The sequence below is a fragment of the Niastella caeni genome, from assembly GCF_004834005.1.
Lineage (GTDB): Bacteria > Bacteroidota > Bacteroidia > Chitinophagales > Chitinophagaceae > Niastella > Niastella caeni.
In genome coordinates, this window is record NZ_STFF01000001.1 from 767,766 (window position 1) to 794,742 (window position 26,977).

Here is a 26,977-nt window from a genome sequence, read left to right on the forward strand (position 1 = left end):
TGTGGTTATTTCCAGTCGAGATTGCCGGATAAAATCGCACCTGCAAAAATTTCAACCTATACAATTTGATCGGCAACTTCAACATTCAGTAACCACAAACCAAAAACAACAAACCATAAACTTATTATTTATCCCACCACATCTTAGAGCTCCAGGTATCACCGCCGGTGAGGCTGCTTACACCTGTTTTATAGTTGGCCGGGTTGGCGGTTGGTTCTGTTGTCGGATATAATTGTCTTCTTGGAATAACACCGCCTGAAAAATTACCGGCATACACAACCGGTGTCAATACGGGATAGCCCGAGCGCTTCCAGTTGTTCCATGCTTCTACAAAATTCATCAGGATGCCGGTAGTAGCCCAGTATTGTTCATTGATCATCTTTAATGATGCAGCCGTGGAAGTTACATTCAACGGATTGGCGGCGGCATATGCATTAGCAACTGTAGCGCTGATAGCGGCACTGCTGCCAAAGGCTGCTAAAGATTGCAATGCGGCTGATACAGCATTTGCATAATGCACGGAAGCCGTAGTGGCGCCCACATTCCAGCCTCTTACTTTTGCTTCTGCCAGTAACAGTTCCGACTCAGCATAAGTTAACACAAATTGCGGACTGTTCAGATCGGTGTAAATAGCTGCCCGGGGACGTGAATACAGGCCAATGGGGTCTGCATCGTTACCGGAGCCTGAGGCGCCGGGATAGCCGGGCGCGTTACTGATATCTGTTGCACCGCCATTGAGGTCCCAGCCATTGGGCAATCCACGCTGGTTGGCAAATGTATTATCGCCAGTCTTGTTGTCGGGATTCATAGCGGCAGCGAGACCGGGAGACGGTAATTCAGCTATAACAGATACGCGTGGATCAGCGGTTGATTTCAGAAAATCCATCAACGTTTTGCTCCATTTTACCTGGTAAAAATCAGCCGCAGTGCCCAAAGAACGGGAGTTTTCGCTGCGATACCCATTGGTATTATCGCCTTTTACATAAGCATCTTCTGAAACGGATGAAAGCGTACCACCGGCCGCTGCTTTTTCAGCATATTGCTGTGCTTTAGCGGCATCAGCTTTTACTAACCGCATGGCAATACGCAGCATCAATGAATAACCGAACTTTTTCCATTTGGCCACATCACCGGCATAAGGGAACAGGTCGGCAATGGGTTTTGCTTTTGATGCATCAAAGGCTGTCAATGCCCCATCCAGGTCGCTCAACATAGCGGAATACACATCCTGTTGTTTATCATATACCGGGTAATTCACATTCGAAGCCCCCTGCAAAGCCTGGGAATAAGGGATATCGCCATACAGGTCGGTAATATAGTGTGCGCACAGTACTTTCATTATGGTAGCAGCACTTACTACATTTACCTTATCGGCATTCCCGCTGTAATTTTTTATAAGTTCCGCGGCCAGTCGCGCGCCCTTATAACCAAGATCGAAGCCACGGCCCGCGTAGTCGTTGGTGTTACCCGATGGAACATATTTATCCATATTGCTATAATAATTGGCGGCCCCTGAGGTCGTGGAAGCAAAGATCTGCACCCATCCGCTCTGGAATAAGATGGCGCCGTTATACCCGGTAATACCATCGAGATAATTTCGCTGGCTGCCCGATAAAAAGTACTCTGAGTTATAATTAGCGGGGGAGGTTTGGGTAGGATCAGTATTTATTTCTTCAAAGTCTTTAGTACATCCCGTTAACCCCAATACCGCCAAACCTGTATATAAAAATATTCTTTTCATTTCGGAAATTTTATTGTTTAAATAATAGCTCGTCAACTGGGTCTACTATTTTTTAAATTTTAAATTCAGGTTAACGCCATAGGTGCGTGTAGAAGGCAGGCTGGTTCCTTCAATACCATAATATCTTACGTTAGAACCGAACTGTGATTCCGGATCGATGTTATCGCTATTCTTCATGATGATCCACAGATTGCGGGCAACAAAAGAAATTTGCGCAGATCTGAAGATCACTGATTTGCTTACTATTGAGGCTGGTATGGTATAGCCTAATTGCACCTGCCGAAGTTTAATAAAATCTCCATCCAGCACGTGTGTTCCGGTAACCTGTTGTGCTAATGCCCTGTAATAACCCTGGGCATCGGCTTTTACAGTATTGGTAGCGCCTGTTGAAGTTACCCCTTTGGTAATACCATCACGACCTTCGAGCGTCATTTTATTCAACCCGCGGAGGATGGAATAATAACTGGTGGCACTGAGTATTTTGTTACCAAAATTGTAATCGATTAGGAAAGAGAAGGTAAGGCCTTTGAAATTAAATTCATTATTTAAACCACCATACAGGGTTGGCAACACACTACCCCAGCCTATCAGGCTATCGCCTCTTACGGGATATCCTGATCCGTCAACCACTATTTCGCCTTTTGAATCGCGCTTGTAATCGTATCCCATGATCTGCGGGCCGGCCAAGCCTTCTACATAAGCAGTAATGGCATTGCCCAGGGTTCCCCGGTTTTGGCCCAGGTTTACGTTGTTACCATTCGCGTCTGTTCTAAGCACTTTATTCTTAACATGCGTAAGATTAAAAGTGGCGGTCCAGCTAAGATCTTTGCTTTTAATTGGCGAGCCGCTGATCATCAACTCCAGTCCTTTGTTCTGGGTTTGACCGTTTGCAATGTAACCGCTGGTATAACCGGTGGCAATGCTAAAGGTGGCGGGCATGATCTCATCCCTTGTTTTCTTGGTGAAATAAGCGATGTCAACATTCAGCCGGTTGCCCAGCAGTCTCAGTTCTGTGCCTATTTCAAACTCCGATACGGTAAATGGTTTTAACAAACCACTGGGCAGTGAGGTACTGAACTGGCCAATAGGTATTCCACTGAAATTATTACCGAGTGAATAATACACCTGGGTTTGATACGCCGCTGTAAGCTCATTGCTGGTAACGGCATAAGAGGCCCTCAGTTTACCGAAATCCAGGTTATTAATATTCGTTAATTCAGAAAAGATCAAACTGGCTGAAACTGATGGAACGAAGATGCTGTTGTTGTCAACCGGCAGCGTTGAATACGCATCGTACCGGCCGGTTGTACCGATGGTTAGGAAGTTCTTATAAGCCAGGTCGAGGGTATAGTAAGCAGAATTTACCTGTGATTTATAAAAACTATAATCCCGGTTAAAATTCTGTACGTTATTAAAACTGTACTGGTAAGGCAGTATGAACGGGCCACCGCCGATCTTTATTCTTTCTTCCTGGTTCTTACGCAGGTTGGCGCCAATGGCCGCATCGAAACTCAGATCTTCTGTTATTTTATGTGAAGCACCGATCAATCCATCTACGTTCAATTCAAAACGTTCTGTGGAGGCCAGGTCATCCAGGCCACCGGCCCTGTTTTGAGAATACGCCGTTCCCCAGGGCGTTACTTTAAACAGCCGGTCGTGCGCCACATCATATCCAACGCGTCCCATGGCATACATCCATTTTGTGAAATTGTACCGAAGGGCAGTAGAAGAGATAAACCGTTTACGGCCCAGGTTATTTACATACTGGTTCACAACAAACCAGGGATTGGAAACATATTCATCATCACTGAACTGGATCTCATACCCGTTTGCAGGATTATAGCCCGGCTTCAGGATATTCTGATCAATATTGGTAGCGAGGAACAGCCCGTTATTGGGGTTCATGGGACCATCGCTCAACTGCGGCCGGTTCGTTGATTTTTCATCAATATAATTGGCCATGATCTTCACAGACAATTTATCGGTGATGTTTTGATCAATATTTAAATTAATGGTCTTTCTATCGAGGCCGCTGTTACGTACGATAGATTCGTTATTCAGGTTCGACAACGATAACCGGAACGAACCACTTTCTCCGCCCTTCGAAACGGCGATCGTGTTAGTAAAAGAAGGACCGGTACGATAGAAATTCTTTATGTTGTCTCTCTGTGCAGAGTAAGCATAGGATTTGCCATCAAACTGAATAACCTGCGAGCCATCCAGTTTGGCGCCCCAACTCATTCTACCAGATTGTTGTGCTGCAGCAACGGTAGTAGGTTTTGCGCCGCCAATGCCTTGTCCGTATTCATACTGAAAATCGGTTAGATCCATTGCTTTATCAACCATGAAATTCATGTTGTAGTCTACAGAAAAATCACCGCGTTTGCCCGATTTGGTCGTAATAAGAATGACACCGTTTGAAGCTCTTGAACCGTACAGGGCCGATGCTGCCTGGCCTTTCAATACGGTCATGGTTTCAATGTCATCGGGGTTGATGTTACCGATACCGTCGCCGTTATCTGAACCACCCCATTCGCCCGAGCTACCTCTCTGGGTATTATCCATCGGCACGCCGTTAATAACAAAAAGCGGCGAGCCCGGGTTGTTCATGCTTGGCAAACCGCGTAATAATAATTTAACTGTACCACCGGGACCGCCATTGGTTCCGGATACTTTTAAACCGGCCACCCGGCCGCTTAATGAATTGGCTACATTGGTTTCCCTTGCCTGGTTCAACTGATCACCCACAACGGTTGACACAGAGTAACCCACTTTTCGGGCTTCCTTTGAAATGCCTAAAGCGGTTACTACTACCTCACCCAGTTGCTGACCATTTCCTTCTTCCAATGTGAACGCCACATTGTCCTGACTGGCATCTACATCGATGGTTCGTGAGCCGTACCCTATGGAAGATGCTTCGAGTTGAATTTTACCGGTTGGTACCTGTAATCTAAAAACACCGGCCATGTCGGTAACAGTCTCAATGTTTTTACCTTTTACTTTAATTGTTACTGAGGGAATCCCAGTACCGGCTTTGTCTTTAACAGACCCTGATATTTGTCGTGTTTGGGCCAGTACTGCCGAATGCAGCAAAATAAATGCAATTAGCAGGCGAACATGTCTCATTAGCAATTGATTTTATAATGATTAAATAACTCCCAATAGAAGATGTTAACAAAATGACATAGCATAGACAGGCAGTCTTTTTACTGACCGCAATCATTTTGAAAAACTCCCTATTAGTGTTAAGGCCCTTTCAATTAAGGGTTCGGTGAAGTGTTATGTTTTAGTTCTGGTTATACTAAACAATGACATGGTATATTCTTACCAAAGTATTTTAGATACATATGGCTGCATCTTTATAGTGTATGCAAATACCATTTTGTAATAAAGAATTAACAATTTCTTTTTTATTAGGCAAACATTTTCAATAATATGATGCAAGCATTAAAAAAAAATATAAAAGATAATTACAGTCAAGCTGAATGTTGACACCTAATATTGATATTGTTGCCGTTAGGGGTTGAAGAAAAGCACCAAAAATCAAATTCCAAAAACAAAAGAATACCAGGAGCCAAATTCCAGGTACCAGTGTTCCATAGTATGCTTTGGGATTTGAATTTTTTATTTGGGTTGTGATTTGATATTTGTTTAAGCTATGGCAACTGCAACCAGGCTAAAGTGAAGCGATAATATAGATTACTACTAATAAGGTGTATCACATTATCAGGGCTTTGGGTTGCTGCCAGGTATCCTTTGGGTTCGGAATGTGTAGTATCCATTGTAAAAGGGCCCGTCCAGGCGCCGCCTTCCAGATGCCGCATTACATTATCAGTAAGCAGTTTTTTTATTGGCCAGGTCTTTCCTTCATCAAATGAGAGGGCGGCATACATGCCATACCCCTTATACTTTGTACCATCGGGTTTAGTGAAGTCCATTCCTTCTATGCCGGATTTACCGGCACTGTGGGTGAATGATACCAATAATAACGGTCCTTCATTCAGGCGGCGTAAAACAAGCCGTTGTCCGCTGCTTATCGGCGGAAATACAGACGGAGCATATTGCCAGGTGGCGCCGCCATCGTTCGAAATACTCATGGGCATCCTTTCGCCCAAACTATCTGACTTGATATTATCATTACGGCCCAGCGCCAGATACCGGCCATCTTTTAGTTGCACTACACTGGCATGGATACCCGCAATTAACCCGCCTACACTGCCATTATTATAAATTGGTGTAATGGGTAATGAATAAGGGGTTGTCCAATGCATGCCCTTGTCTTTGCTAATATGTATAGCTGTTCCGCCGCGCGGACCGGGATCAGCATCACACAGTTGAACCAGCCAGCCTTCGCGCGTGATTATAGAACCGGCAATCACCTGGTGTCGTTTGGTATGTTCGGGTGCTATCAATACAGGTTTCGACCAGGTAGAACCGTTATTGGTGCTGGTGCGCATGATCATCGCCAGGTTCTGCCAGTCGCCCGCAGCTTCCAAACCATTGATATGATATAATATTCCTTTTTGATCGTATATAAGTGAAGTGCCGGTAACATTCCTGTCGGGCACACTGAAAAACATAGATGCCGTATCCCATGCTTTTTTACCAGCGCGTAACCGGCTGGCCAATATAACCATCTCACGCCCCGATTCGGCATTGGTGCTAAACCAGGCAACCAGCAGATCGCCATTGGGGCACCAGGTAATAGCCGGACAATGATTGTGTGCATAAAATGGCGTACCCGAACTGCTGTCGGGTTTTCTTACATATACTATGGGTGCATCAAACAGTGGTTGCGTTACTTTCTTCCATATATATTTTTGTTGCGATACCTGCACACTATTTGCGGGAGCCGGTTCTGCAATGGTTGCTTTAGTACCCGGCATGACGCCCTGCACCACTCTGAATCCGGTGAGCCAGTGTTTGTCTTCCGGCAACATACCCTGCCGGTTAGCCGAGCGTAAGAAGCGTACCGGTGTATTATGGCTGCCGCCTCTTGTTACGCGGCTTAATCCTGATTGCCTGCCCACCGGATCTTTCTGAGTGCCGGCAGTATAAGCCCCATACCAGTCATGGCACCACTCTTCAACATTGCCATGCATATCGTACAAGCCCCAGGAATTGGGAGCGGTTTGGGCTACGCGTAAGGAAACCGGTACGGGAGTTCTGTTGGTATGTTGTAGTTTCTGATAACTGGCCGGCAACTCATCGCCGGTGCTATAATCGGTAGTGGTTCCTGCGCGGCAGGCATATTCCCATTCCGCTTCTGTTGGCAATCGATATGGTTTTCCTTCCCTGCGGGATAACCAGGCACAAAAAGCCACCGCTTCTTCATAATTAACAAAGGTCACCGCTTCATCATCCTGCAATGAAAAACCATTTTTTCCGCGCAGCTTACTATGCGCCGGATCAAACGCTTCATATTGTTTGTTGGTGATCTCTGTGGCCGACATTTTGAAACCATTGGTAATGGTAACTGCATGCACAGGGCTTTCATCCGCATCTTCCTTTCCCCGGTTCGATCCCCTATTAAATGTTCCTGCCGGAACATCAACCAACCGTATACCAATTGAATTGGTTTGTTGGGCAATACTTTTCAATCCGGTTTGTACAAGGAGAAGAAATATAACAGACCACCGGCAATACATATTTGAAGTGATATTTATAAGTTACTGTATCGTTGTAAAATAATAAAAAGCGAGTAGTAAGTGGCGAGTAGCGAGTAGGAAAGCAAATAAAAAATAGCGAGCGATGAGTAAAACGTCCCACTAGCTACTTACCACTAGCTCTATGCACTTTCTACCTCTAACAGCTACAATCACATAGATATCCTAGTTATTAACAGGAATTTCCTGCGAAGATACATTCCACCCTTCTACACTAATAGCAGGTGTTATGGCTCCATCATATTCAACAATGATCTTCTTCTCGCCGCCCGGTACTACGGAGAAATAATTGTCGCTATAAAAAACGGGCAATACCCGGTCTTTCTTTTTAGCATCCAGCAAAGTGACCCGGTTAAAAAAAGCAACGGGATTGTTCGCTGCATTGGCCAGGGTCACTTCAATTTTTCCTTTGCCCATTGGCGTTGCTTTTACTTTTAAAGTAGCCGGCGCCATAGATTGCAACCCGGAATAATTTCCTGTTGCATCGGGCCACCAGTAAAAGTTATCACTGATCACCTGTTTCTTTTCATTTAACAATTGCAAGGAAAGGAATACGCCTTTGTCCTTTGCCAGTTTGTTCATTAATTCTTTTACCGACAGAATGCGTTTTGCAGAGGAGGGTTCTACATAAGTAAATACCTGCGTTACAAAACTATCTTTCCCCGACAGTTCGTAAAAGCGTACCGCCAGCATCATATTTCGCTTTTCTTCAAAACTGTTGTTCACGATCGTTACCATGCCATCTGTTGGGTTACACATTACATGCAGCGGTTCGCTGCCATTACGCAAACCAAATAAACAGGCATTGGGATCGAGGTAATAATCATACATCTGTCCACGCAAAGCCGTCCAGGGATTTTGTGTTTTCCAGATAATAAAACCGGTATACCATTCCCACATCCGGTTACTGAATCCTTCTGCCAGCGCGCGATACTGATCGTAGTTTACCAACTGTGCCTTTTTGGTGAAGTCAGGTACATCTTTAGCGGCGCCATACGGGTCGATGTACTGGTTGTAGCCGATGTATTTATGATAATCCCAAACAGAATCTACTTTGTTAGAAGGATACTGAGGTACCTGCATATTCTCCATAGGCATGAACCGCTTTAAAGAAGCGTAATCCCCTACGCCCACCGATCCTACTTCAGAGTTGAAAGGAAAAGTTCTATGCTCCCAGAAAGTAACCGGGTTTTGAATCCCATACGGTCCATCGCCATTACCGCCCAATGCATTGTACGACATTTCATCGCTGTTTGAATAATCAACAAACCAACGCGTGCCATCCAATGCCGGTAAAATAGAATCTCTCATAGGAACGAGAATATCTTCGGGCGGGGTAATTTCATTACCGCCACACCAGATGGCGAGTGATGGATGATTGCGCACCAGTTTCACCTGGTCGGCAACAGACTGCAGGAACAACGAATGATCATTGGGATAATTTCTGCGCGTCCATTGATCTTCCGATTTCATGGGATCTACCCATCGGCCATTGCAATCGCCCGACATCCAGAAATCCTGCATCACCAGCATACCATACCGATCGCAGGCGTTAAAAAATTCTGGCCGCTCTATCAGCGCGCCACCCCATACCCGGATGAGGTTTAGGTTCATATCGCGATGATAACGTACCTCCGCATCAAAGCGTTGATCTGTAAAACGAAGCATGGCATCGGAGATGATCCAGTTGCCGCCTTTGATGAATATCTTTTGTCCGTTTACTGATACCTGTTTGCTACGCGTAATGGCATTCCATTCGGTTTGAATTTCCCGAACACCAACTGTCACTTTTTCTTCATCAGCAACAGTTTGTCCATCTTCCAGGAATTGAAACCGGGTGGCATATAAATTTTGCGGGCCATAACCACTGGGCCACCACAATTTTGGGTTGTTGAATTGGAACGCGGGCAACGCCACTTCTTTCACGGCGCCTGGTTCCAGAGACACAGCTTGCTTCACAATTTGTCCATCTATTTCATATTGTAAAACGCCATCTTTCTTTGTGGAAGTTGGGTTTTCCAGTTCGGCGCTCGCCACAATTTGTACCGGCAGTTGTGTTCCTTCGGGCTTACGCACACCTGGCACTTGTGTTACCACATGCGGGTTCTTTATATTCACCGCCCCCGTTCTTTCGATATATACTTTATCCCAAATGCCGGTATTACGATCACGCATAGGTTGAATCCAGTCCCACCCCGCTACATACTGATGCGATACGTTACGGGCAATGGTACCATCGCCGCCTTGCCCGCCATTGGGGTTACCAACCGGGTCAATAGGATATACAATAACAGCCAACCGGTTGGGGCCACTGCTATTCAGCAACCGGGTAATATTATAGTTCTGCCGCAGGAACATTCCGTGATGACGGGCGTTGTTCACTTTCTTTCCATTCAAAAATATATCGCAACTGTAGTTAACGCCTCTGAACTGCAACCACACCTGTTCATTGCCCTGGGGGGCTTTTTCTGTAAACTCTTTTACAAACCAATAGGTATAATGGTCGCGACCGGTTCTATAAATGTCAGGGATCTTTTCATTGTTCATTCCATAGAAAGGATCGGGCACTTTTTTATTATCCAGCAAAGTGGTCAACACGGTGCCGGGTACTGTTGCTGGCATCCATCCTTTCACCGACCAGGATGTTGCAGAAACTTTTTCGCCATTTACTTTCACCGAACCAATAGGTGCACATACCCAACCGCTGTTCAATTCGTAGCGGTTCTGGGCTGATGCTATGTTAACTGTTAATATGAGTAGCCAGGTTAGTTTTTTAATACTTTTCATTTTTTATGATTCACTTTTATTAGTAAGGAACTGAAGCAGGACGTAGGAAGAAATTGCTGATTTTGGGATTTCGTGATTTTGGGATTTGCCCAGGTTTGAATTTTTCGAATAAATCTCAAAATCAATAAATCGCGCAATCTCAAAATATCCTACTTCTTACTTCCTACTTCTCACTTCGGCTTTTATAGTAGCAACAATCTTTTTATCAATTGAATTACCACCGGCAAATATGTTATAAGGACCCGGATATAATTTCCAGCTACGTGTAGCGAGATCCCATTTTTGTAAATCGGTAGCCGGAATACTTATCTGCACTTCCGCTTCGCCCCCGGCTTTTACATGCACGCGTTTAAAGGCCTTCAATTCTTTCAATGGCATCCTGTCTATTGGCGGATATTCAACATACACCTGCACTACTTCGTCACCATCCATACTGCCGGTGTTCTTTACTTTTATAGAAAAGGAAATGCTGTCTTTAGCTGTGCGAATATTAACCGGCATTTTCTGCCACTCGTAGGCAAAAGAAGTATAGCTTAATCCATAACCAAACGGATATTGTACTTTACCGTTAAAGTAGCGGTAGGTCCTTCCCTTCATGGCGTAACTGTCGTAGGCGGGTACATCGGCAAATGACTGGTAAAACGTAACCGGTAACCGGCCCGCCGGCGACACGCGACCGAACAATATATCGGCCAGTGCATTACCTCCCTGCTCACCGGGATACCAGGCCAGGATGATGGCATCTGCATAGGGTTCAATAGCAGAAATATCTACCGCGCTACCAGCAGTAATCACGGCAATAATGGGTTTCTTATTCGACTTGCGTAGTTCTTTCATGAAAGCAATGTGCGCGGCAGGCAAACTCATGTCGGGTTTGTCGCCACCCTGTGCTGCGAGGAAAGCATCACCCTCTTCCCCTTCATATACCGGGGTTAAACCAATTACCGCCACGGTAATATCTGCATTGCCTGCGGCCCAGATGCCACCAAAATGAACGGTGTCGGTGTAATCGCTACCCAGGTCGTATTCAACCCGTGTACCGGCATCCACGGCATTGGTGATGCCTTCTAAAAAACTTACGGCGCGGTTGCTTACACCATGATAGTTGCCCAGCAACGCATCCATAGAAGCGGAGTTGCTGCCAATCACCATGATCTGTGGAAATTTCTTTTTATCGATCGGTAATAACTGGTTGTCGTTCTTCAACAGCACCATGCTTTGCTGCGCCATTGTTCTCGCTAAAGAAGCATGCCAGGCATTGGAAACACTGTCGGCGCCATAATTTGAAAATGGAGTAGCGTTTGCGGCATCATAAAAACCCAGCTTGAATTGTGTTCGCAAAATGCCGGCAAGGGCGCTGTCTACATCTTTTTCGGTCAGCAGTTTTTGCTCGATCGCCTTCATTACATCTTTCTGCAAAATGCTGCTGCAATCGAGGTTCACACCGGCTTTGATGGCAGCCGCAGCTACCTCCACACCGGAAGGCATTACCTTGTGCCGCATAAAAATATCATCCAGCGCGCCGCAATCCGTTACTACGTGCCCTTTGAATTTCCATTCATTCCGCAAAATGTTTTGCAATAAAATATTGCCTGTGCAACAGGGCTGATCATTCAACCGGTTATAACCGCACATTACCGATTCAACGCCGGCATCTACCAATGCTTTGAAGGCGTATAGATAGGTTTCACGCAGGTCTTTTTCATCAACCACGGCATTAAAAGTATGCCGGCCTTTTTCCGGGCCACTGTGCACAGCAAAGTGTTTGGCGCAGGCAGACGTTTTTAAATATTTGTTGTCATTGCCTTGCAAGCCTTTTATAAAAGCCGTACCCATTCGGGCTGTTAAGAATGGATCTTCGCCATAGGTTTCCTGTCCGCGGCCCCACCGTGGATCGCGAAAAATATTGATATTGGGCGACCAGAAGGTAAGTCCCATATATTGCAACCGGTTCCCCTGTGCAATAGACAAATTGTATTTGGCGCGGGCTTCTGTAGAGATCACATTGGCAGACTGGTATAACAAGTCATCATTAAAGGTGGCGGCCATCCCAATCGCTTGTGGGAATACCGTTGCCACCCCGGCCCTGGCTACGCCATGCAAAGCTTCATTCCACCAGTTATAAGCAGGTATGCCCAGCCGTTGTACTTCTTTACTGCGATAACCCAGTAAAGAAATTTTTTCAGGCAACGTCAACTGATGCAGCAGGTCGTTCACCCGCGCTTCTATGGGTTGCTGGGAGTTGCGGAATGCAGGTGTGCCGGTTTGCCCATGGGCAGCTATGGCAACACAAATACTTAGTGAGAACAGAATACATTTCATGATAGCAATTATAAGTAGTAAGTTGTTAATAAATGTTCAGGAAGCTGTAAGCTATAAGCGGTAAGCCGTAAGCAGAAAGCCCAAGACCTATCTGTATTTACTTACAGCTTAAAGCTTAAGGCTTAAGGCTTGACTCCTACTTCTCCTTAAGCTCCGTCAACACCGGTGTAGTAACAGTAGATATAACCGGCTTTACCCCTTCATTCAATTGCTCAAATACCACAATGTCATTCACCCCTTTTTTAAGCCAGCAACCGGGTAAATACAAGGTTTGTTGCGGCCCTACCTGCCAGTATCGTCCCAGGTTATGGCCATTTACAAACACAATTCCTTTACCCCATTGGCGCATGTCTAAAAAAACATCACCGGTTTTTGTTACGGTGAAAGTACCACTGTAAATAGCTGCCCTGCCTGCTTTCTGTTTACCCGTTCTTACAACAGGCGCTTGTGTAAATGGCAGTTGATACATATTCCAGCCGCCGGTGATCTCCATATCGTTGATCAGCACCGGTGAAATAATGCCTTTGGTATTATGCACGATCTCACTTCCATAATTAATGCGGCCCATGTTTTCTACCAGGATCTCCAGCATACTGTTAAAAGGAAGATCCACTGTAGCGGTATATTGTTTGTTCACACGATTCAACACCGCCACTTTCCTGCCATCAACATATACCACCGCATAATCGCGTAAGCCTTTTAACTGCAGGGTGCCTTGAACCGGCTGTGTAAACCGTTTGCTGTACAAAACATATCCATGTCCCTGGTTCAACGATTCAAATGATAAAGGTGTATCCGCCACTACCGGTTGTAATGTCTTTTTCAGTTCAAACAGGTCCATTGACTTATTTAGCTGAATGGGCGGCAGTGTCATCACCGGAATTTTCGCCGGAATTTCAGGCACGGGATACTTTACGTATTTTTTCATCAGTTCCCGAACCGCCAGGTACTTGGGCGATGCCCAACCTGCTTCGGTAATGGGCGCATCGTAATCATAACTTGTGAGGTCGGGCTGAATGTCGTGCTCGTTATTGTAATTGGCGCCGGAGGTAAAACCAAAATTGGTACCGCCATGCACCATGTAAAAATTAAAGTTGATCTCGTTCTTTAAGTACTTTTCTACCTGCTGTGTTACCTGTTGAACCGGGATGTTGGGAAACGGTTCCGCCCAATGGTGTAACCAACCGGGATAATATTCCGCCACCATGTAAGGGCCTTCATTGTTATGGTATTTGTTTACCGCTTTCTTCAGGTTCTCAACATTGTCTTCGCCATTGGCAGCAGGCAATACACCGGGTAAAGAACCACCTTCGAACAACCAGGTCCCATCTGATGTAAAGAACGGGCCGGTGAACCCGGCATTGATCAACTGTTGCTGGATGGCCTCATTGTACCTGCGGTGTTCTGCCAGGGGAATATCCTTACGTTGCGACACATAGGAACCAAACTCATTTTCAACCTGTACCATAACAACCGGACCGCCTTTGCCCGCCAGGTAAGGCTTTACCTGTTCGGCCAGTTTGTTAATGTATACTTTGCAGGAATCTAAAAATGGCTGATTATAGGAACGGATCACAAGGCTCGTATCTTTCAATAACCACCAGGGATATCCTCCAAACTCCCATTCGGCACAGGCATAGGGGCCGGGGCGCAGGATCACAAATAAATTCTCTTCTTTGGCGATGCGCAGGAACTCAGCCAGGTTGTGACTACCGGTACTGAAATCCCACACACCCGGTGAAGGATTGTGGTAATTCCAAAACACATACGTTGCCACGGTGTTCAACCCCATGGCCTTTATCATCTTTAACCGGTGCCGCCAGTAAGGCGCCGGAATACGGGCATAATGCATTTCACCCGCGTGTATTTGTACAGGTTTGTTATCGTACAGGAATTGTCCGCCTTTCACTTCAAATGAATGTGCCGTTTGCGCTTTTGAAGTTCCGGCTATTAACACAATATATAATAAGCATTGAATAAACCATTTCCCGTTGTTAGCCGGGCCACGATGCCAAAAAGATCTCATACTATCTTACTACAATTGGGTTTATAATTTTTATTAATAGAGCGCTACGTTAGAAATTACCGGACAGGCTTTGGAAGCGGTTATATTAATGCGCACTTTACCAGCTTTTACCGGAGCCAGTTTCAAAATGCGTTTATAGCCTATTGTTGTACCGGCCGCTACCTGTTGCCAGGCATCGTTATTCCAAACTTCTACCGTAAATGATTTTACGCGTTGTCCCAGTTTAATATATTCCTGCAGCATAACATATTTTATCGTTTGCACTTTGCCGGTGTTTATTTCCAGGGAAGCGGTTGTAACATCATCGTCTGTTGCCCAATAGCTATCGGCGTTATTATCTAACACATTGCCTGGTGCATAAGCACCCGCTTTACCGCGATAATTGGTGGCTGTTGCCGATGCGCCTGCCGCTTTATTTTTACCCAGTTCGCGGTTCAGGATGGAGCGAAACCCATACAGGGACTTTATATCTTTTTCGTGAAAAAGACCGCGCTGATCAGGCGGTATATTCAACAACAATACGGAGCCACGACCTACAGAGGTGAGATAGATATCAAAAAGCTGCTCCGGCGTTTTTACCAGTGAATCTTCTTTTTTGTGATAAAACCAACCCGGCCTTATAGATACATCCACTTCAGCGGGGATCCAGGCAGTACCGTCTTCAGCGCCTGTATTTAATAAGTCTTCAATGCCAGCTTTTCCGGCATACAATGTATCGGGCGATATGGTATTCCAGTTTGTTTCACCGGCTACGCCCCTTTCATTGCCCACCCAACGTACACCCGGACCGGCATCACTAAAGAAAATTACATTGGGTTGCATTTGGCGCACCAGGGCCAGTGTATTTGGCCAATCATAATAGGTCCTTCCATCTATCTTGCGTTTTTCATTCGCACCACCATAATAGCCATCACCACCATTAGCCCCATCGAACCACATTTCTACAACGGGGCCGTAATTGGTGAACAATTCTTTCAACTGGTTACGATAATAGGTAATGTACTCGGGCTTGCCGTAATCGGCGCGGTTCCGGTCCCACGGCGAAAGATATACGCCAAACTTCAATCCGTATTTCTTGCAGGCATCGGATGCTTCTTTTACAATATCACCTTTGCCATTTTTGTACGGACTATTTTTTATTGAATGCCCAGTGTATTTGGTAGGCCACAAACAAAACCCATCGTGGTGTTTGCAGGTAAGGATCATTTGTTTAAAACCGGTTTCTTTCAAAACGCGCGCCCATTGCATGGCATCGGTACCGGCGGGGTTAAACAAGCTTGGACTTTCGCTGCCTACGCCCCATTCGCGATCAGTAAAGGTATTGATCGTAAAATGTACAAACGCATTGGTCTCCATCTGGTGCCAGGCCAATTGGGCCGCTGTGGGAACCGGGCCAACAGGCGCCGGCGGATCAACCGGGTGTGGCAAAAAACCAATAGAAACAAGCGCTCCCATGGCTATTAAAATAAATCCTGTACTAAGTTTCATACTCACTATCGATTAATTTGTTCCAATAAAATGCAAAGTTTATACTTAAGGCTGAATGCTTAAAGCTTAACGCTAAAACCGCGCATACGTATTTGCGTTTAACGTTTTGCCTTGTACCTTGTGCCTTGTGCCTTGTACCTTGTACCTTGTGCCTTGTACCTTGTACCTTTTGCCTTGTACCTTGTGCCTTGTACCTTGTACCTTGTACCTTGTGCCTTGTACCTTGTACCTTGTGCCTTGTACCTTGTACCTTGTGCCTTGTACCTTGTACCTTAATCCCCCGCAACCACAAATTCAAATGCCAGCGCCGGGTAGCTGCTTTGTGCTTTTTGCACAGCGGCCGGTATCGTCACTTTCACTTTATCGCCGGTAACTACATATTTAACAGTAGCGCCGGTTGACAACAATTTCATTTTTGCGCCTTTGGCAGGTGTATTCACCGACCATTCAATGGTTGCAGGTATCGGGGCATTCTCTTCCAGCAAAGCCAATGCATACACCGACCTGGTATTTTTTGATTGCGTGAAATATACGTTGCCGCTTTGGTAACCCTGTATTGGGCGGGTATTGTAAATAGCCGCACCATTCACTTTCAGCCAGGTCCCAATTTCTGAGAGGCGTTGAACAACCGGTTCAGTCAAAGTGCCTTCCGGCGTTGGCCCTACACCCAACAGCAGGCTACCGCCTTTGGCTACCACTTCAATTAATTGATGAATAACTTTTGAAGAAGATTTTAATTTATCGTTGGGCACATAACCCCAGTTATCGCCAAGGGTAATGCAACTTTCCCAGGGATGATCGAGTTGTTTTTCGGGAACGCGTTGCTCGGGCGTTTGGTAATTTTCATACGGGCCATGCACCGTTCTGTCTACGATCAACAAACCCGGTTGTGCTTTGCGGGCCATAGTTGCAATGGCGGGCATATCAATATCCTGGCTCCAGGCGGGAATTGCCGCACCCCAGGCTCGTACTTCATCGGTTACTGTTTCCAATGGGCGCACCCAGCCGCCATCCAGCCACAGAATGTCCATTGAGCCGTAATCATGCATCAGCTCACTGATCTGGTTATACGTGTATTCCTTGAATTTATTCCAGCGCCAGGGATGCTTGCGAATGTCATAATTATTATTCCGATCGGGCGTAGCATACATCGGCCACCAGTAATACGGGCAATGCCAGTCGGGTTTTGAAAAATATGCACCGATCATCAACCCCTGTTTGCGAAATGCATCAAACACATGTTTGGCCACATTGGCTTTTGGGTTACCGGCAAAAGGGCCATTGGTGATCTTGAAATCTGTTTCTTTTGTATCGAACATACAAAAGCCGTCATGGTGCTTGGTAGTAAACACCAGGTAACGCATGCCGGCATCTTTTGCAGCCTTTGCCCATTGGTCGGGGTTAAACTGAACAGGGTTAAAATCTTTTTTCAAACCCCAGTACCATTTTTTAAAATCATCGTAATTACTGGTGCTGTCGCGGGTAATCCAATCTTCTGAACACAATGCCCAGGATTCTATCATACCGGGCACTGCATACAATCCCCAATGGATGATCATCCCAAATTTCTGATCGCGCCAGTTCTCCAGCTTTTCTTTTACGGCTGGTTCGGCAGGCCATTCATATTTGGTTGATTGCGGATGGACCTGTTGTTCCTGCGCCTGCGCCGAGGGCACACTTACTAACAAAAACAACGAAAGAACAAGACAAAGTGAATACTTGTTGAGTTGCTGAAAACTGCAATGGACGGCCTGTGAAACTAAACGTTTTGCAGACCGTGAACGGAAAGAACGGCTGATGATCATGATTCCAAAGCTGATTTTATTATTAATAATCTGCAACCATATCGTTAGACGGCAGCGCTATTTATAAAGATGGCAGCACAAAAAATAAAAGCCCCTTCGACTCCGCTCAGGGCAAGCCTGACTCCGCTCAGGGCAAGCCTGACTCCGCTCAGGGCAAGCCTGACTCCGCTCAGGGCAAGCCTGACTCCGCTCAGGGCAAGCCTGACTTCGCTCAGGGCAAGCCTGCTCAGGGCCTAAACCTCATACTAAACGACATTGGATATTGAATTAATGAATGGAGGCCAAAACTAAGTACTGATAAAGAATTTTCAACGATACATCCCGGATTTTAAAAAGTCCTAAACCTTAGAATTTATTTAACATCCCAAAAGATTTTACCAGTACGCACGTCCTTATCTTTTACGGTTGCGTAGTTAGTATTATATGATGTTTCACTGGAAGGGTATACCAGCCGGGAAGGCGGCCATTCGTAGCCGGGTAAAGTAGAAGGATAAAACTGTAATACCGGGTATTTCGTTCTGCGATATTCAGCCCAGCTTTGCACCGATTGTAAAAAACCAAAGTGCACCCATTTTTGTACCCAGATCTTCGCCAGCCTTTCGTTGATGGTTCCCGCATATTTCATTTGATCACTTTGTAAAAAAGTATCTACAACGTTGGCAGCCGGTTGCGCCAAAGGTGTGCGGAGCGTAGTACTCAGGCTATTTAAATAATAATAGAAACTAACCGATTGCCTGACGGCTGTTTCGTATGCAGCCCTGGCATCGCCCCCACCCCATCGCTCCCAGGCTTCGGCTTTCAAAAAATTCACTTCCGATGAGGTGATCACTATGCCTGGTAACTTACTATTAAATAAAAAGGTGGCAGAATCAAGAATGGCGTAACGGCCCAGGTTTACCTGTTGCTGCTCAGCATTGGCACTTACCGGCAATCCGTTATAATCGGCATTGGGAATGAACTGATCGCCTTCCGTACGTCCATATTTATCAAAGCATACTGGTATACGGGGATCATTACTGGGTTTCATAACCTTATTCAATAAATGATCAGGCGCCGAATAATTGAACACTTCTGAAAGGGCATTGTGCAGGTCTTCGGCATAAGTGGTCAACGGTTGCAATAAAACATCTGTTGTCACAGGCGTATAATTCGAGGCGCCATCGATCAGGGGGTACAATGACGGATTATTAATTATGTTCAACACCTCAGTTTTGACCTTCTCCTCATTCACAAAAGATAAACGCATCAGCAACCGCAACCTGATAGAATTGGCATACCGTTGCCATTTGTCAAACTGACCATTCAGCAAAATATCCTGCTTACTGAACAAAGCATGTGCTGCAGTGGGTAGTTGGGTGGTTGAAAAATAAAGCGCCGCATTTTTCAATCCTTCCAGAATGGCATCATACACTTCAACCGCATTATCAAACTTTGGCATCACAATACTGCCAGAGGTATTAACGCTGCCGGCTTCACTAAAAGGAATATCACCCCACAAATCAACGATCTGCGAAGCCTGATCAAGCATTACTACATTGGCGGCCATCAAAAATACTTCTGCATTGGCTTTTCGCTGGTCATCAGTTATTGACTCATACAACGACTCAATCAACCGGTAATGGGCCATAATGCCGCTATTGCCATTGGCGGCAATACCGGGACGAAAAAAATCATTCCACCGGTCTTGCGTATAACCGGCATTTTGCTGGTAAGCAGTAGTCGTATTTAAATACCCGATAGATTGGGTATAGATACCGGTGTGCATCACTACAAACGTTCGGATGTTCCAATAAGATGGACGCACACGATTGTTGTTCAGCATTTCGGTAAAGAATTTTTCAATAGAAGGTTGCACCGTTTGGTCAGGATCATAGTACAGATCGGCCAGCTTTTTACGGCAGCCGCCTGTTACTACCGATAACAGCATCGCAAATGAAATAATATATATAAACCGTTTGGTCATTTTGTAGCAGTCATTCATGAGCCAGGTTTATCGCCCATCGCGAATGGTGACCTTATTCAATTAAAAATCCATATTTACAGAAAAGCCAAAACTCCGCGTAGCAGCCATAGATCCTTCATCAACACTTTGCCTTATCCAGTTGGAACCAATGGTTGCTTCGGGGTCGAGGTTCTTCAGCGTACGGTAGAAGTAAAACAGGTTTCTACCGATCAGCGAAACACGGATACTATTAAAATGCAACTTGCCGGTTAGTTTGGCCGGCAAGGTATATCCAAATACAACTTCGCGCAATTTAATGTAACTGTTATCAACAACGGCACTTTCATTTACCGCCGAAGCGCCCCAGATATAAGTATTCATATAATAGTAGGCCGCATCAATGATCTGGGTGTTCTCTTTACCTGCGACCGTAACACCCGGCAAAATCACCCCATCGTGGTAAACTTTGCCTCCATTGGGGGCTTGCGCCTGGTGATCGGGCAGTAAGATCTTTTCGCCAACATTATTTATATAATAGGGCAATCCACCATGTTCGGCATCGCGGTACCTGAGCGTACTTTCATACATGCCCGCGCCTGTATTATATTTCAATGGCGGTGATACCAGTTTGCCACCTAGCCGGTAATCGATCGCACAATCCAGCGAAAACTTTTTCCAGTTCAGGGTATTGAACCAACCACCGGTTACGCGAGGCATTACATTGCCTACTTTTTCATACCGGTTATTATCTATCACATACAATCCATTCGATCCAATCACATAATTCCCTTCATCATCTTTCAACCGCGGATAGATATAGATGTTGCCCACCGTTTCGCCTTCTTCGGCAACAATCCGTAAGGCATTTTGCTCTGCTTCATAAAATACAATATTCTTTACTCCGGAAGACAGCTTGCTCACCTTTGATCGTGACATGGAAAAATTCAACTGGCTTGCCCATTTAAACTTTTTGCTTCTTAGCGGATAAGCATGTATTCCTACTTCCAACCCGTTGCTTTCCAACTCGCCGGCATTTACCAGTTTGGTCATAGCACCGGAACTGGCAGGAATACTCAATTGTATAATCTGATCAACCGTACGGCTATTGAACCACGTAACATCGAACCCTACCCTGTTCCTGAACAACATCGTTTCTAACCCAACTTCGAGTTCGTATTTATTTTCGGGACGAATGTTATTGTTGCCGGCATTCATTTGGGCATTCAATGACGCTACCGGTCCATTAAGTGTAGGAAGTGTCGATTGTGTATAGGTAACAGGAGATGTATAGGCAGGCGGCGCATTGCCAACAATACCAAAGGAAGTGCGCAATTTACCGAACGACAACCAGGCTGGTCTATTCATAACCTGACTAAAAATAAATCCGGTGTTTATAGAAGGATAGAAATATTTGTTTTTGCCGGGTGGTAAAGTAGAAGAATATTCCTCGCGGGCAGTTCCTTCCAAAAACAAATAATTTTTGTACGACAGGTTAAAAAAGCCAAGGAAAGCATATTTAAGAATAGCGCTTCTGTCGGTTACGGTCTTAACGGGATGATAAGAATTTTCGAGGCTGAACCAGTTTGCTTCCATGAGGCCATCGGTTGTTTCGGAAGACTGATCGTTGTAATTTTCCTTGCGTGACTGAAAGCCACCGGTTACAGACAAATTCCAATTGTGGTTAAGTTTTTTTGACCAGGTTACCAATCCATCGCCATATAAAATGGAATATCGGCCATTGGCTATCCTATATTGCCCCGTGCTTGCATTATTGGAATTATAAATCGTCGGGTATTCGCTGAACTGGCGGGTTTCTGTTTTGAGATTGGTAAAATCATTTCCCAGCCGGGCCCTGAATTTGAGGTTCTTGTGCATTTCATAGTTCAGGGTAATACTATTCAGGAAACGGTCCTGGTATTCATCTTCACTATTTCTTAATTGCATCCATAGAAAGTCAAGCATTTCGTTCTTTACATTATAACGAAGCGCTTCCGAGGGATTCCGCTGCGATTGATTCCAGGGAACCCATTTGTATCCTTCACTGGTTTTGTATTTATTAAATACCACCGACAAATCTTCTGCCCGGCTATAAAAACCTGCATAAGCAGCAATGATCCTTGCCAACTGGTAAGGCCGGTTGTGCACTTTGCTGGTAAAATAGTTAGCTATTACATCAACATTCAATTTATCGGTAACCTTTACATTGCTGTTGAAATGGATGGTATTCCGTTGCAGGTCGCCACCCTGTTGAATGCCTTTATAATCGTTGCGGGTATAAGATAACCGGTAAGAGAATTTATCGGTTTGGTTAGTCACCGACGCATTTACTATTGAATTAAAGCCGGTGCGGTACAACTGTTTGTAGTTATTTTCATGCGAAGCATAAGGGCGCATTTCTCCATCCCACCAGGGCACCATTTCGTTATTGAATTTAGGCCCGAATTGCGCATAAGCGGTAAAGTTGGGCCGAAGGCGATCGTTTGTGCCGTCGCCATCCAGATCAACCGGAATCCAGCCTTCTTCCGTGGCGCCCTCCGACAGGTTGGTGGCCCTGTCGGCACCCGGGCCATATAAAGTCTGGTATTTAGGCAAATAGGCCGCTTTCTCAATAGTATTGGTATAATTTACAGATACCCCTAACCGCTTTTTAGGTGTGCCTTTCTTAGTGGTGATCACCACTACGCCGGCTGCAGCTTCTGAGCCATACAACGCAGTTGCACTGGCGCCTTTTAAAATGGTGAGGTTATCAATATCTACGGGATTGATGTCGAGAATGCCATTGCCGCGAATGCGGGGATCGACCCAGTAACCTCCATTGTTGAGGCCGGTAATCCCTTTTTCATTGGCATTGCGAATGATGATGCCATCTACTACGTACAATGGCTGGGCATTAAAATTAAGGGAGTTCACGCCGCGAATTTGTACCTGTACTGCACTGGTAGCGCCACCGGGCGCCGTATTGATCAACACGCCTGGTGAACGGCCATATAACGCAGATGCGAAATTGGTGTTAGCGGCAGAGGTAAGGTCTTCGGCTTTAACCGTGCTTAACGAATAGCCTAATGAACGGGAATATTTATTTACGCCCAACGCGGTTACCACCACTTCATTCATCATGCGTTCAATAACAGCCAACTGGGTATTAAGGTAGATGATGGCGTTGTTATTATTCAGCAGTATTTCTTTCTTTTCATAACCCACACTGGTTAACTCCAACACTTCTCCCCTGGAACCTTCCATGTCAAATTCGCCATCGGCATTAGTGGTTGTGCCGCGATTGGTGCCTTTCACCCAAACACTAACATTGGCCAGGGGTTTTCCTTCACTGTTAGTTACCCTGCCCTTTACCAATTGAATTTTTCTTTCATTAACTGGCGTTGCAGGCTTCACTTTATTAAACGAATTATTGTCGGGCACCGGGGCGGCAACAATGACAAACGTTTTGTCATTTATCTTTTTAAACTTCAAACCGGTAAATTGAAGCAGCTCTTCCAGGATCTGCTCCGTTGGCCGGTTTTTATCAGCCACCGGTTTTACCATTATTTCGCCATAAGATTTGTCGGAAAAAAGGAAGTAGATACCTTTTGATTGATTGAGTTGTTTCAGGATGGAAAAAAGGGATTGACGGGCAATAGTAGTGTCTTTTGCCGGGGCAGTCGAAACGTCATGTAAAGATTGCCGGGGAGCTTTTTTCCGGTTTAAAGTAACAGCATCCTGTGCCCAGGCGCTGTAGATGAAAAGCAATGCAACCGTGAAAAAATACCCCCGAAAGAATCTTTCCGAGCCTTTTTTCCTCATACGCAGATTTTAAAACATAAACCTGCCTGAACTTTATTTTTTTCTGATCAGAATCTCTTTTTCCGATTTTACTACATCATATTCAGATAAGGCTTCCAATGCTTGTAAAAAAATATCAAGGTTATCATTGGACATGATGCCAGAGATCGTTGAAGAGGCTACTGCTTCATCAGCCAGGGTAACTTTAATTCCGTAAAATTCGGTTACCAGAGAAGCGACCTCTTTCATAGGAGTGTTTTCAAAATTAAACTTGTGGTCTGTCCATGCCAGCACCTGTGCATTATTTATGTCTTTCTTTTGAACGCCTTTGCCATTGAACTCAACGTATTCGCCTGGCTTCATGCTTACATCCTGTCTATCGCTTGTTATAATAACGCTTCCTTCTTTTAACAACACATTGCTTTTGTTATTACGGTTAATAACATTGAATTGGGTCCCTGTAACTACCACATCAAAATGACCGGTGTGTACAATGAACCTGGTTTTAAGTGTTGTTTTTTTTACGTGGAAAAAGGCTTCGCCTTTAACCCAAACTTCGCGATCAGTCCCTTCTTTCCATTTCTTGTAGTCAAGGGTCGTATTGGCATTGAGCATTACCTCAGATCCGTCGGGTAAAACTTCCTGCCGGGTCTCCCCATAGGCGGTTTGTATTGCGAGCTGGCCGTTTGTGCGGGTATATTGCCAAACGCTTACTGAAGTTAAGAAAATTATTGCAGCCGCAGCCCACCATTTTATAGTACGCGACCTCATGGAAACAACTTTGCCGGCAGGCTGGTTTTCTGCAGAAAGAGTAGCATTGGTTAACCTGGCCTCGGCCTGCATTAATCGTTGTGCATCAACCAGTTGCTCCTTTATGGTGATAGTTTGAAGTAATTGAACGGCCTCGTCAGCCAGTTTTCGTTCTATAGCATTATGGGCCAAACGGTTATCCCATTTTATAATAGCATGTGGATCGGTTTTATAGTACCATGCCAAAAAGCTCTCATCACTAAGTAGTTCTTCAATAGTATTGATCAATAAATCCATATTGTAGGTTTCGCTTCTAAAATTAGTACTGCAAAATCAATTTTTGTAATCATATTTTTGCGCTTTTTTGTGGATTTCGAATAAAACATATCCTAAATTCACATCTGTTTCCGTTTCATACTCACAAAACTAGCGTAGCTGATAATAAATTGATATCCAACCAACCTGATATTATTTTATGGGAGGCCTATCAAAAGGGCGACCACGATTCGTTTGCTTTACTGTTTCGGCGCTATTATGAGCCGCTGGTTCAATATGGTAGTAAGCTCACCAGCAATAATGACGTTCTGGAGGATTGTATTCAGGAATTATTCACCGAATTATGGCAGAACAAGAGTCAGACCCAGGTACAATCGGTAAAAGCTTATTTATTTAAGTCGCTCAAATACAAGCTGTACCGTGCCCACCAGCGGAAAACGGCAACTGTTTTTAATGAAAATCACATCGATGTCTTATTTGAATTAAGCCACGAAACCCTGCTGGTAAGCCGGGAACTGGATGCTGAAAAAACCGCCCGGGTGCTGCAGGCCCTTGGCCAATTGTCGAACCGGCAAAAAGAGATCATTTACCTGAAATTCTACCAGGAGCTGAATTATGAGGAAGTAAGTGAAATTATGAATATTAATTACCAGGCGGCCCGCAACCTGTTGTACCAATCTATTAAATCACTGAAAAAGCTGCTTACCACGCTGACGTTTATCTGGTTCCTGTTTTTTTGAGCAATTATGGGACCCCGGCTATTTCTTTTTCGTTAGCTTTTCTTTTAGCACGCCCCAAACACTTCGTCTTTCATAGGTTCTTTTGTACCAGTCAATATCGTTCTGTAAATGTTCAATATCATTCAATAACTTATTAATGAGCTGGCGGTGGCCTTCTGTATGTTGAGCGCTTTGCTCCAATTGCTGTTCCAGGTTCGAGATCACCGTTGTTCTATGATTGATCGCTTTTTTTAATTCCTCCATTTCCAGCCGCTGCTCTTCAATGGCTTTTTGCTTGCTCTCAATTTCCTGTTCAAGATACCGGGTGATCTGTTCCAGCCTTTCACTGATCTGCTTATATGATGGATCGGTTATGGCATGACCGTTAGTTCCCCTTTTTGCCCCGTCGTTCCTTTCCTTCAAACCATTTACAGAAATACTCATAGTTATTTTATTTATACTTATTTTATTATTCTTTTTATACCCGTTGATACAAGCTGCGGTATAACGAACAGGTAGCATCTACATTAAATTCTTCATTACAAAGCCAGCCCGAATACTCGCCCATTACGCGCAACATAGCCGGATTATTATAAAATTGAAAGATCTTCAAAATAGCTTCCTTCGCATTGGTAAACATATCGCCATTCAATCCTTTTTTCACAATATCCCTGTTGCCGATGCAATCTTTTAACAGCACCGTTTTTCTAAGCGACAATGCTTCCAGCACAGAGAATGACAAACCTTCGTATTGCGAGGTAGATAAATACAAATTGGAACTATTGATCAGTTTCAGCACTTCGGGCTGCGTAAGCCAGCCAGTGATGGTAATATTGGGGGAAGTAAGCAGGTGTCTTTCTTCTCCATCCCCCACCCATACAAACTCAAACTGATCAAAGTCCTTGAAATAGGTTGCAATGGCGTTAAATAATGCCGGGTTCTTCTGTTGCACGATCCTGGCACAGGTTATTATGCGAAACTTTGCTGATGCAGCAGGCGTTTCATTAGAACTGTGGCGGGAAACATTTACAGCAATTCCGTTATTAATGTTCATTGCTTTGATGCCTAATTTACGATAAGCATCCCGCTCAGACAGAGAACTGCAAACGACTTTTCCGCCAAAAGAAGAACCCAGTTTTTCAAACAACTTATATAATATGTTTATGGCATTGATATTACTTAATAAGAACGGCGCGCCATTGGGCGTATAAATCACATTCGTGATATTCATCATACGGCAGGCTAACCGGCCCAGGAAACCACTTTTTGAAGAATGTAAATGAACGGCATCTACCATTTGCTGCGCTTTCAAATTGCGCAATAACCGACAAAGCTCAACAAGTGCTGCGGTATCCTTTACCAGGCTGATACTCCGTTGCGCCGAGCGCCACCTTATAAACTGCACATTATCTTCCGGAAAGTATTTTATTATGTCTGTTGATCGCATCACATACTCCCGCTCTCCATGGATGATGATGTGATAATCATCCCGCAAATTTTGCACGATCGATTGAACAAACGCCGCTATACCAGAAGCAAAAGGCTCTACTACATGTACGATCTTCATATATGTTCAATAAAATCAATAAAAATTAGTACAGTATAATTTGCTCATGGTTATTGTTTAAACTACTATTAGTACGGCTACTTTTCAGGCAACCGTTGGGTGCATAAAAAC

At 44.8% G+C, this 26,977-nt stretch carries 14 protein-coding genes; 1 reads left to right on the forward strand and 13 read right to left on the reverse strand.

What is annotated here, in order from left to right:
• Positions 1-124: 124 nt before the first annotated feature.
• The 11 genes from FAM09_RS02985 to FAM09_RS03040 form a co-directional block, all read right to left on the reverse strand.
• Positions 125-1,741, reverse strand: a complete 1,617-nt coding sequence (locus FAM09_RS02985) for a SusD/RagB family nutrient-binding outer membrane lipoprotein (protein ID WP_136575586.1) — start codon at positions 1,739-1,741, stop codon at positions 125-127.
• Positions 1,742-1,786: 45 nt separating this feature from the next.
• The gene (locus FAM09_RS02990) at positions 1,787-4,867 is read right to left on the reverse strand and encodes a SusC/RagA family TonB-linked outer membrane protein (RefSeq protein WP_136575587.1); all 3,081 of its coding nucleotides are present in this window, start codon (positions 4,865-4,867) and stop codon (positions 1,787-1,789) included.
• Between the two features lie 530 nt (positions 4,868-5,397).
• Positions 5,398-7,341, reverse strand: a complete 1,944-nt coding sequence (locus FAM09_RS02995) for an SUMF1/EgtB/PvdO family nonheme iron enzyme (RefSeq protein ID WP_243751573.1) — start codon at positions 7,339-7,341, stop codon at positions 5,398-5,400.
• A gap of 231 nt (positions 7,342-7,572) precedes the next feature.
• Entirely contained in the window at positions 7,573-10,194 is a 2,622-nt protein-coding gene (locus FAM09_RS03000) for a glycoside hydrolase family 2 protein (RefSeq protein WP_136575589.1), read from the reverse strand.
• Positions 10,195-10,350: 156 nt separating this feature from the next.
• Entirely contained in the window at positions 10,351-12,516 is a 2,166-nt protein-coding gene (locus FAM09_RS03005; RefSeq protein WP_136575590.1) for a glycoside hydrolase family 3 N-terminal domain-containing protein, read from the reverse strand.
• Positions 12,517-12,652: 136 nt separating this feature from the next.
• A complete protein-coding gene (locus FAM09_RS03010) occupies positions 12,653-14,542 on the reverse strand; it encodes a beta-galactosidase (RefSeq protein ID WP_136575591.1) in 1,890 nt (629 codons plus the stop codon).
• A gap of 33 nt (positions 14,543-14,575) precedes the next feature.
• Entirely contained in the window at positions 14,576-16,030 is a 1,455-nt protein-coding gene (locus FAM09_RS03015; RefSeq protein WP_136575592.1) for an alpha-L-fucosidase, read from the reverse strand.
• Between the two features lie 272 nt (positions 16,031-16,302).
• Positions 16,303-17,835: an alpha-L-fucosidase gene (locus tag FAM09_RS03025; RefSeq protein WP_136575593.1), complete on the reverse strand. Its 1,533-nt coding sequence runs from the start codon at positions 17,833-17,835 to the stop codon at positions 16,303-16,305.
• A 352-nt stretch (positions 17,836-18,187) separates the two neighbouring features.
• Positions 18,188-19,816, reverse strand: a complete 1,629-nt coding sequence (locus tag FAM09_RS03030; protein ID WP_208025471.1) for a SusD/RagB family nutrient-binding outer membrane lipoprotein — start codon at positions 19,814-19,816, stop codon at positions 18,188-18,190.
• 42 nt (positions 19,817-19,858) lie between these two features.
• The gene (locus tag FAM09_RS03035) at positions 19,859-23,575 is read right to left on the reverse strand and encodes a SusC/RagA family TonB-linked outer membrane protein (RefSeq protein WP_136575594.1); all 3,717 of its coding nucleotides are present in this window, start codon (positions 23,573-23,575) and stop codon (positions 19,859-19,861) included.
• Positions 23,576-23,608: 33 nt separating this feature from the next.
• On the reverse strand, positions 23,609-24,601 hold the full coding sequence (locus FAM09_RS03040) for a FecR family protein (protein ID WP_136575595.1): 993 nt from the start codon (positions 24,599-24,601) through the stop codon (positions 23,609-23,611).
• Between the two features lie 149 nt (positions 24,602-24,750).
• Between FAM09_RS03040 and FAM09_RS03045 the strand changes: the two genes are divergently transcribed.
• Positions 24,751-25,320 carry an RNA polymerase sigma factor gene (locus tag FAM09_RS03045; protein ID WP_166437009.1) on the forward strand — a complete coding sequence of 190 codons (570 nt, stop codon included), beginning with the start codon at positions 24,751-24,753 and terminating at the stop codon, positions 25,318-25,320.
• Between the two features lie 18 nt (positions 25,321-25,338).
• On the opposite strand, the gene FAM09_RS03050 is transcribed toward FAM09_RS03045, so the two are convergent.
• Together FAM09_RS03050 and FAM09_RS03055 are read right to left on the reverse strand one after the other, a co-directional pair.
• Positions 25,339-25,743, reverse strand: coding sequence for a hypothetical protein (locus FAM09_RS03050; protein ID WP_136575597.1), 405 nt, complete (start codon positions 25,741-25,743; stop codon positions 25,339-25,341).
• Between the two features lie 34 nt (positions 25,744-25,777).
• The gene (locus FAM09_RS03055) at positions 25,778-26,866 is read right to left on the reverse strand and encodes a glycosyltransferase (RefSeq protein ID WP_136575598.1); all 1,089 of its coding nucleotides are present in this window, start codon (positions 26,864-26,866) and stop codon (positions 25,778-25,780) included.
• Positions 26,867-26,977 lie beyond the last annotated feature (111 nt).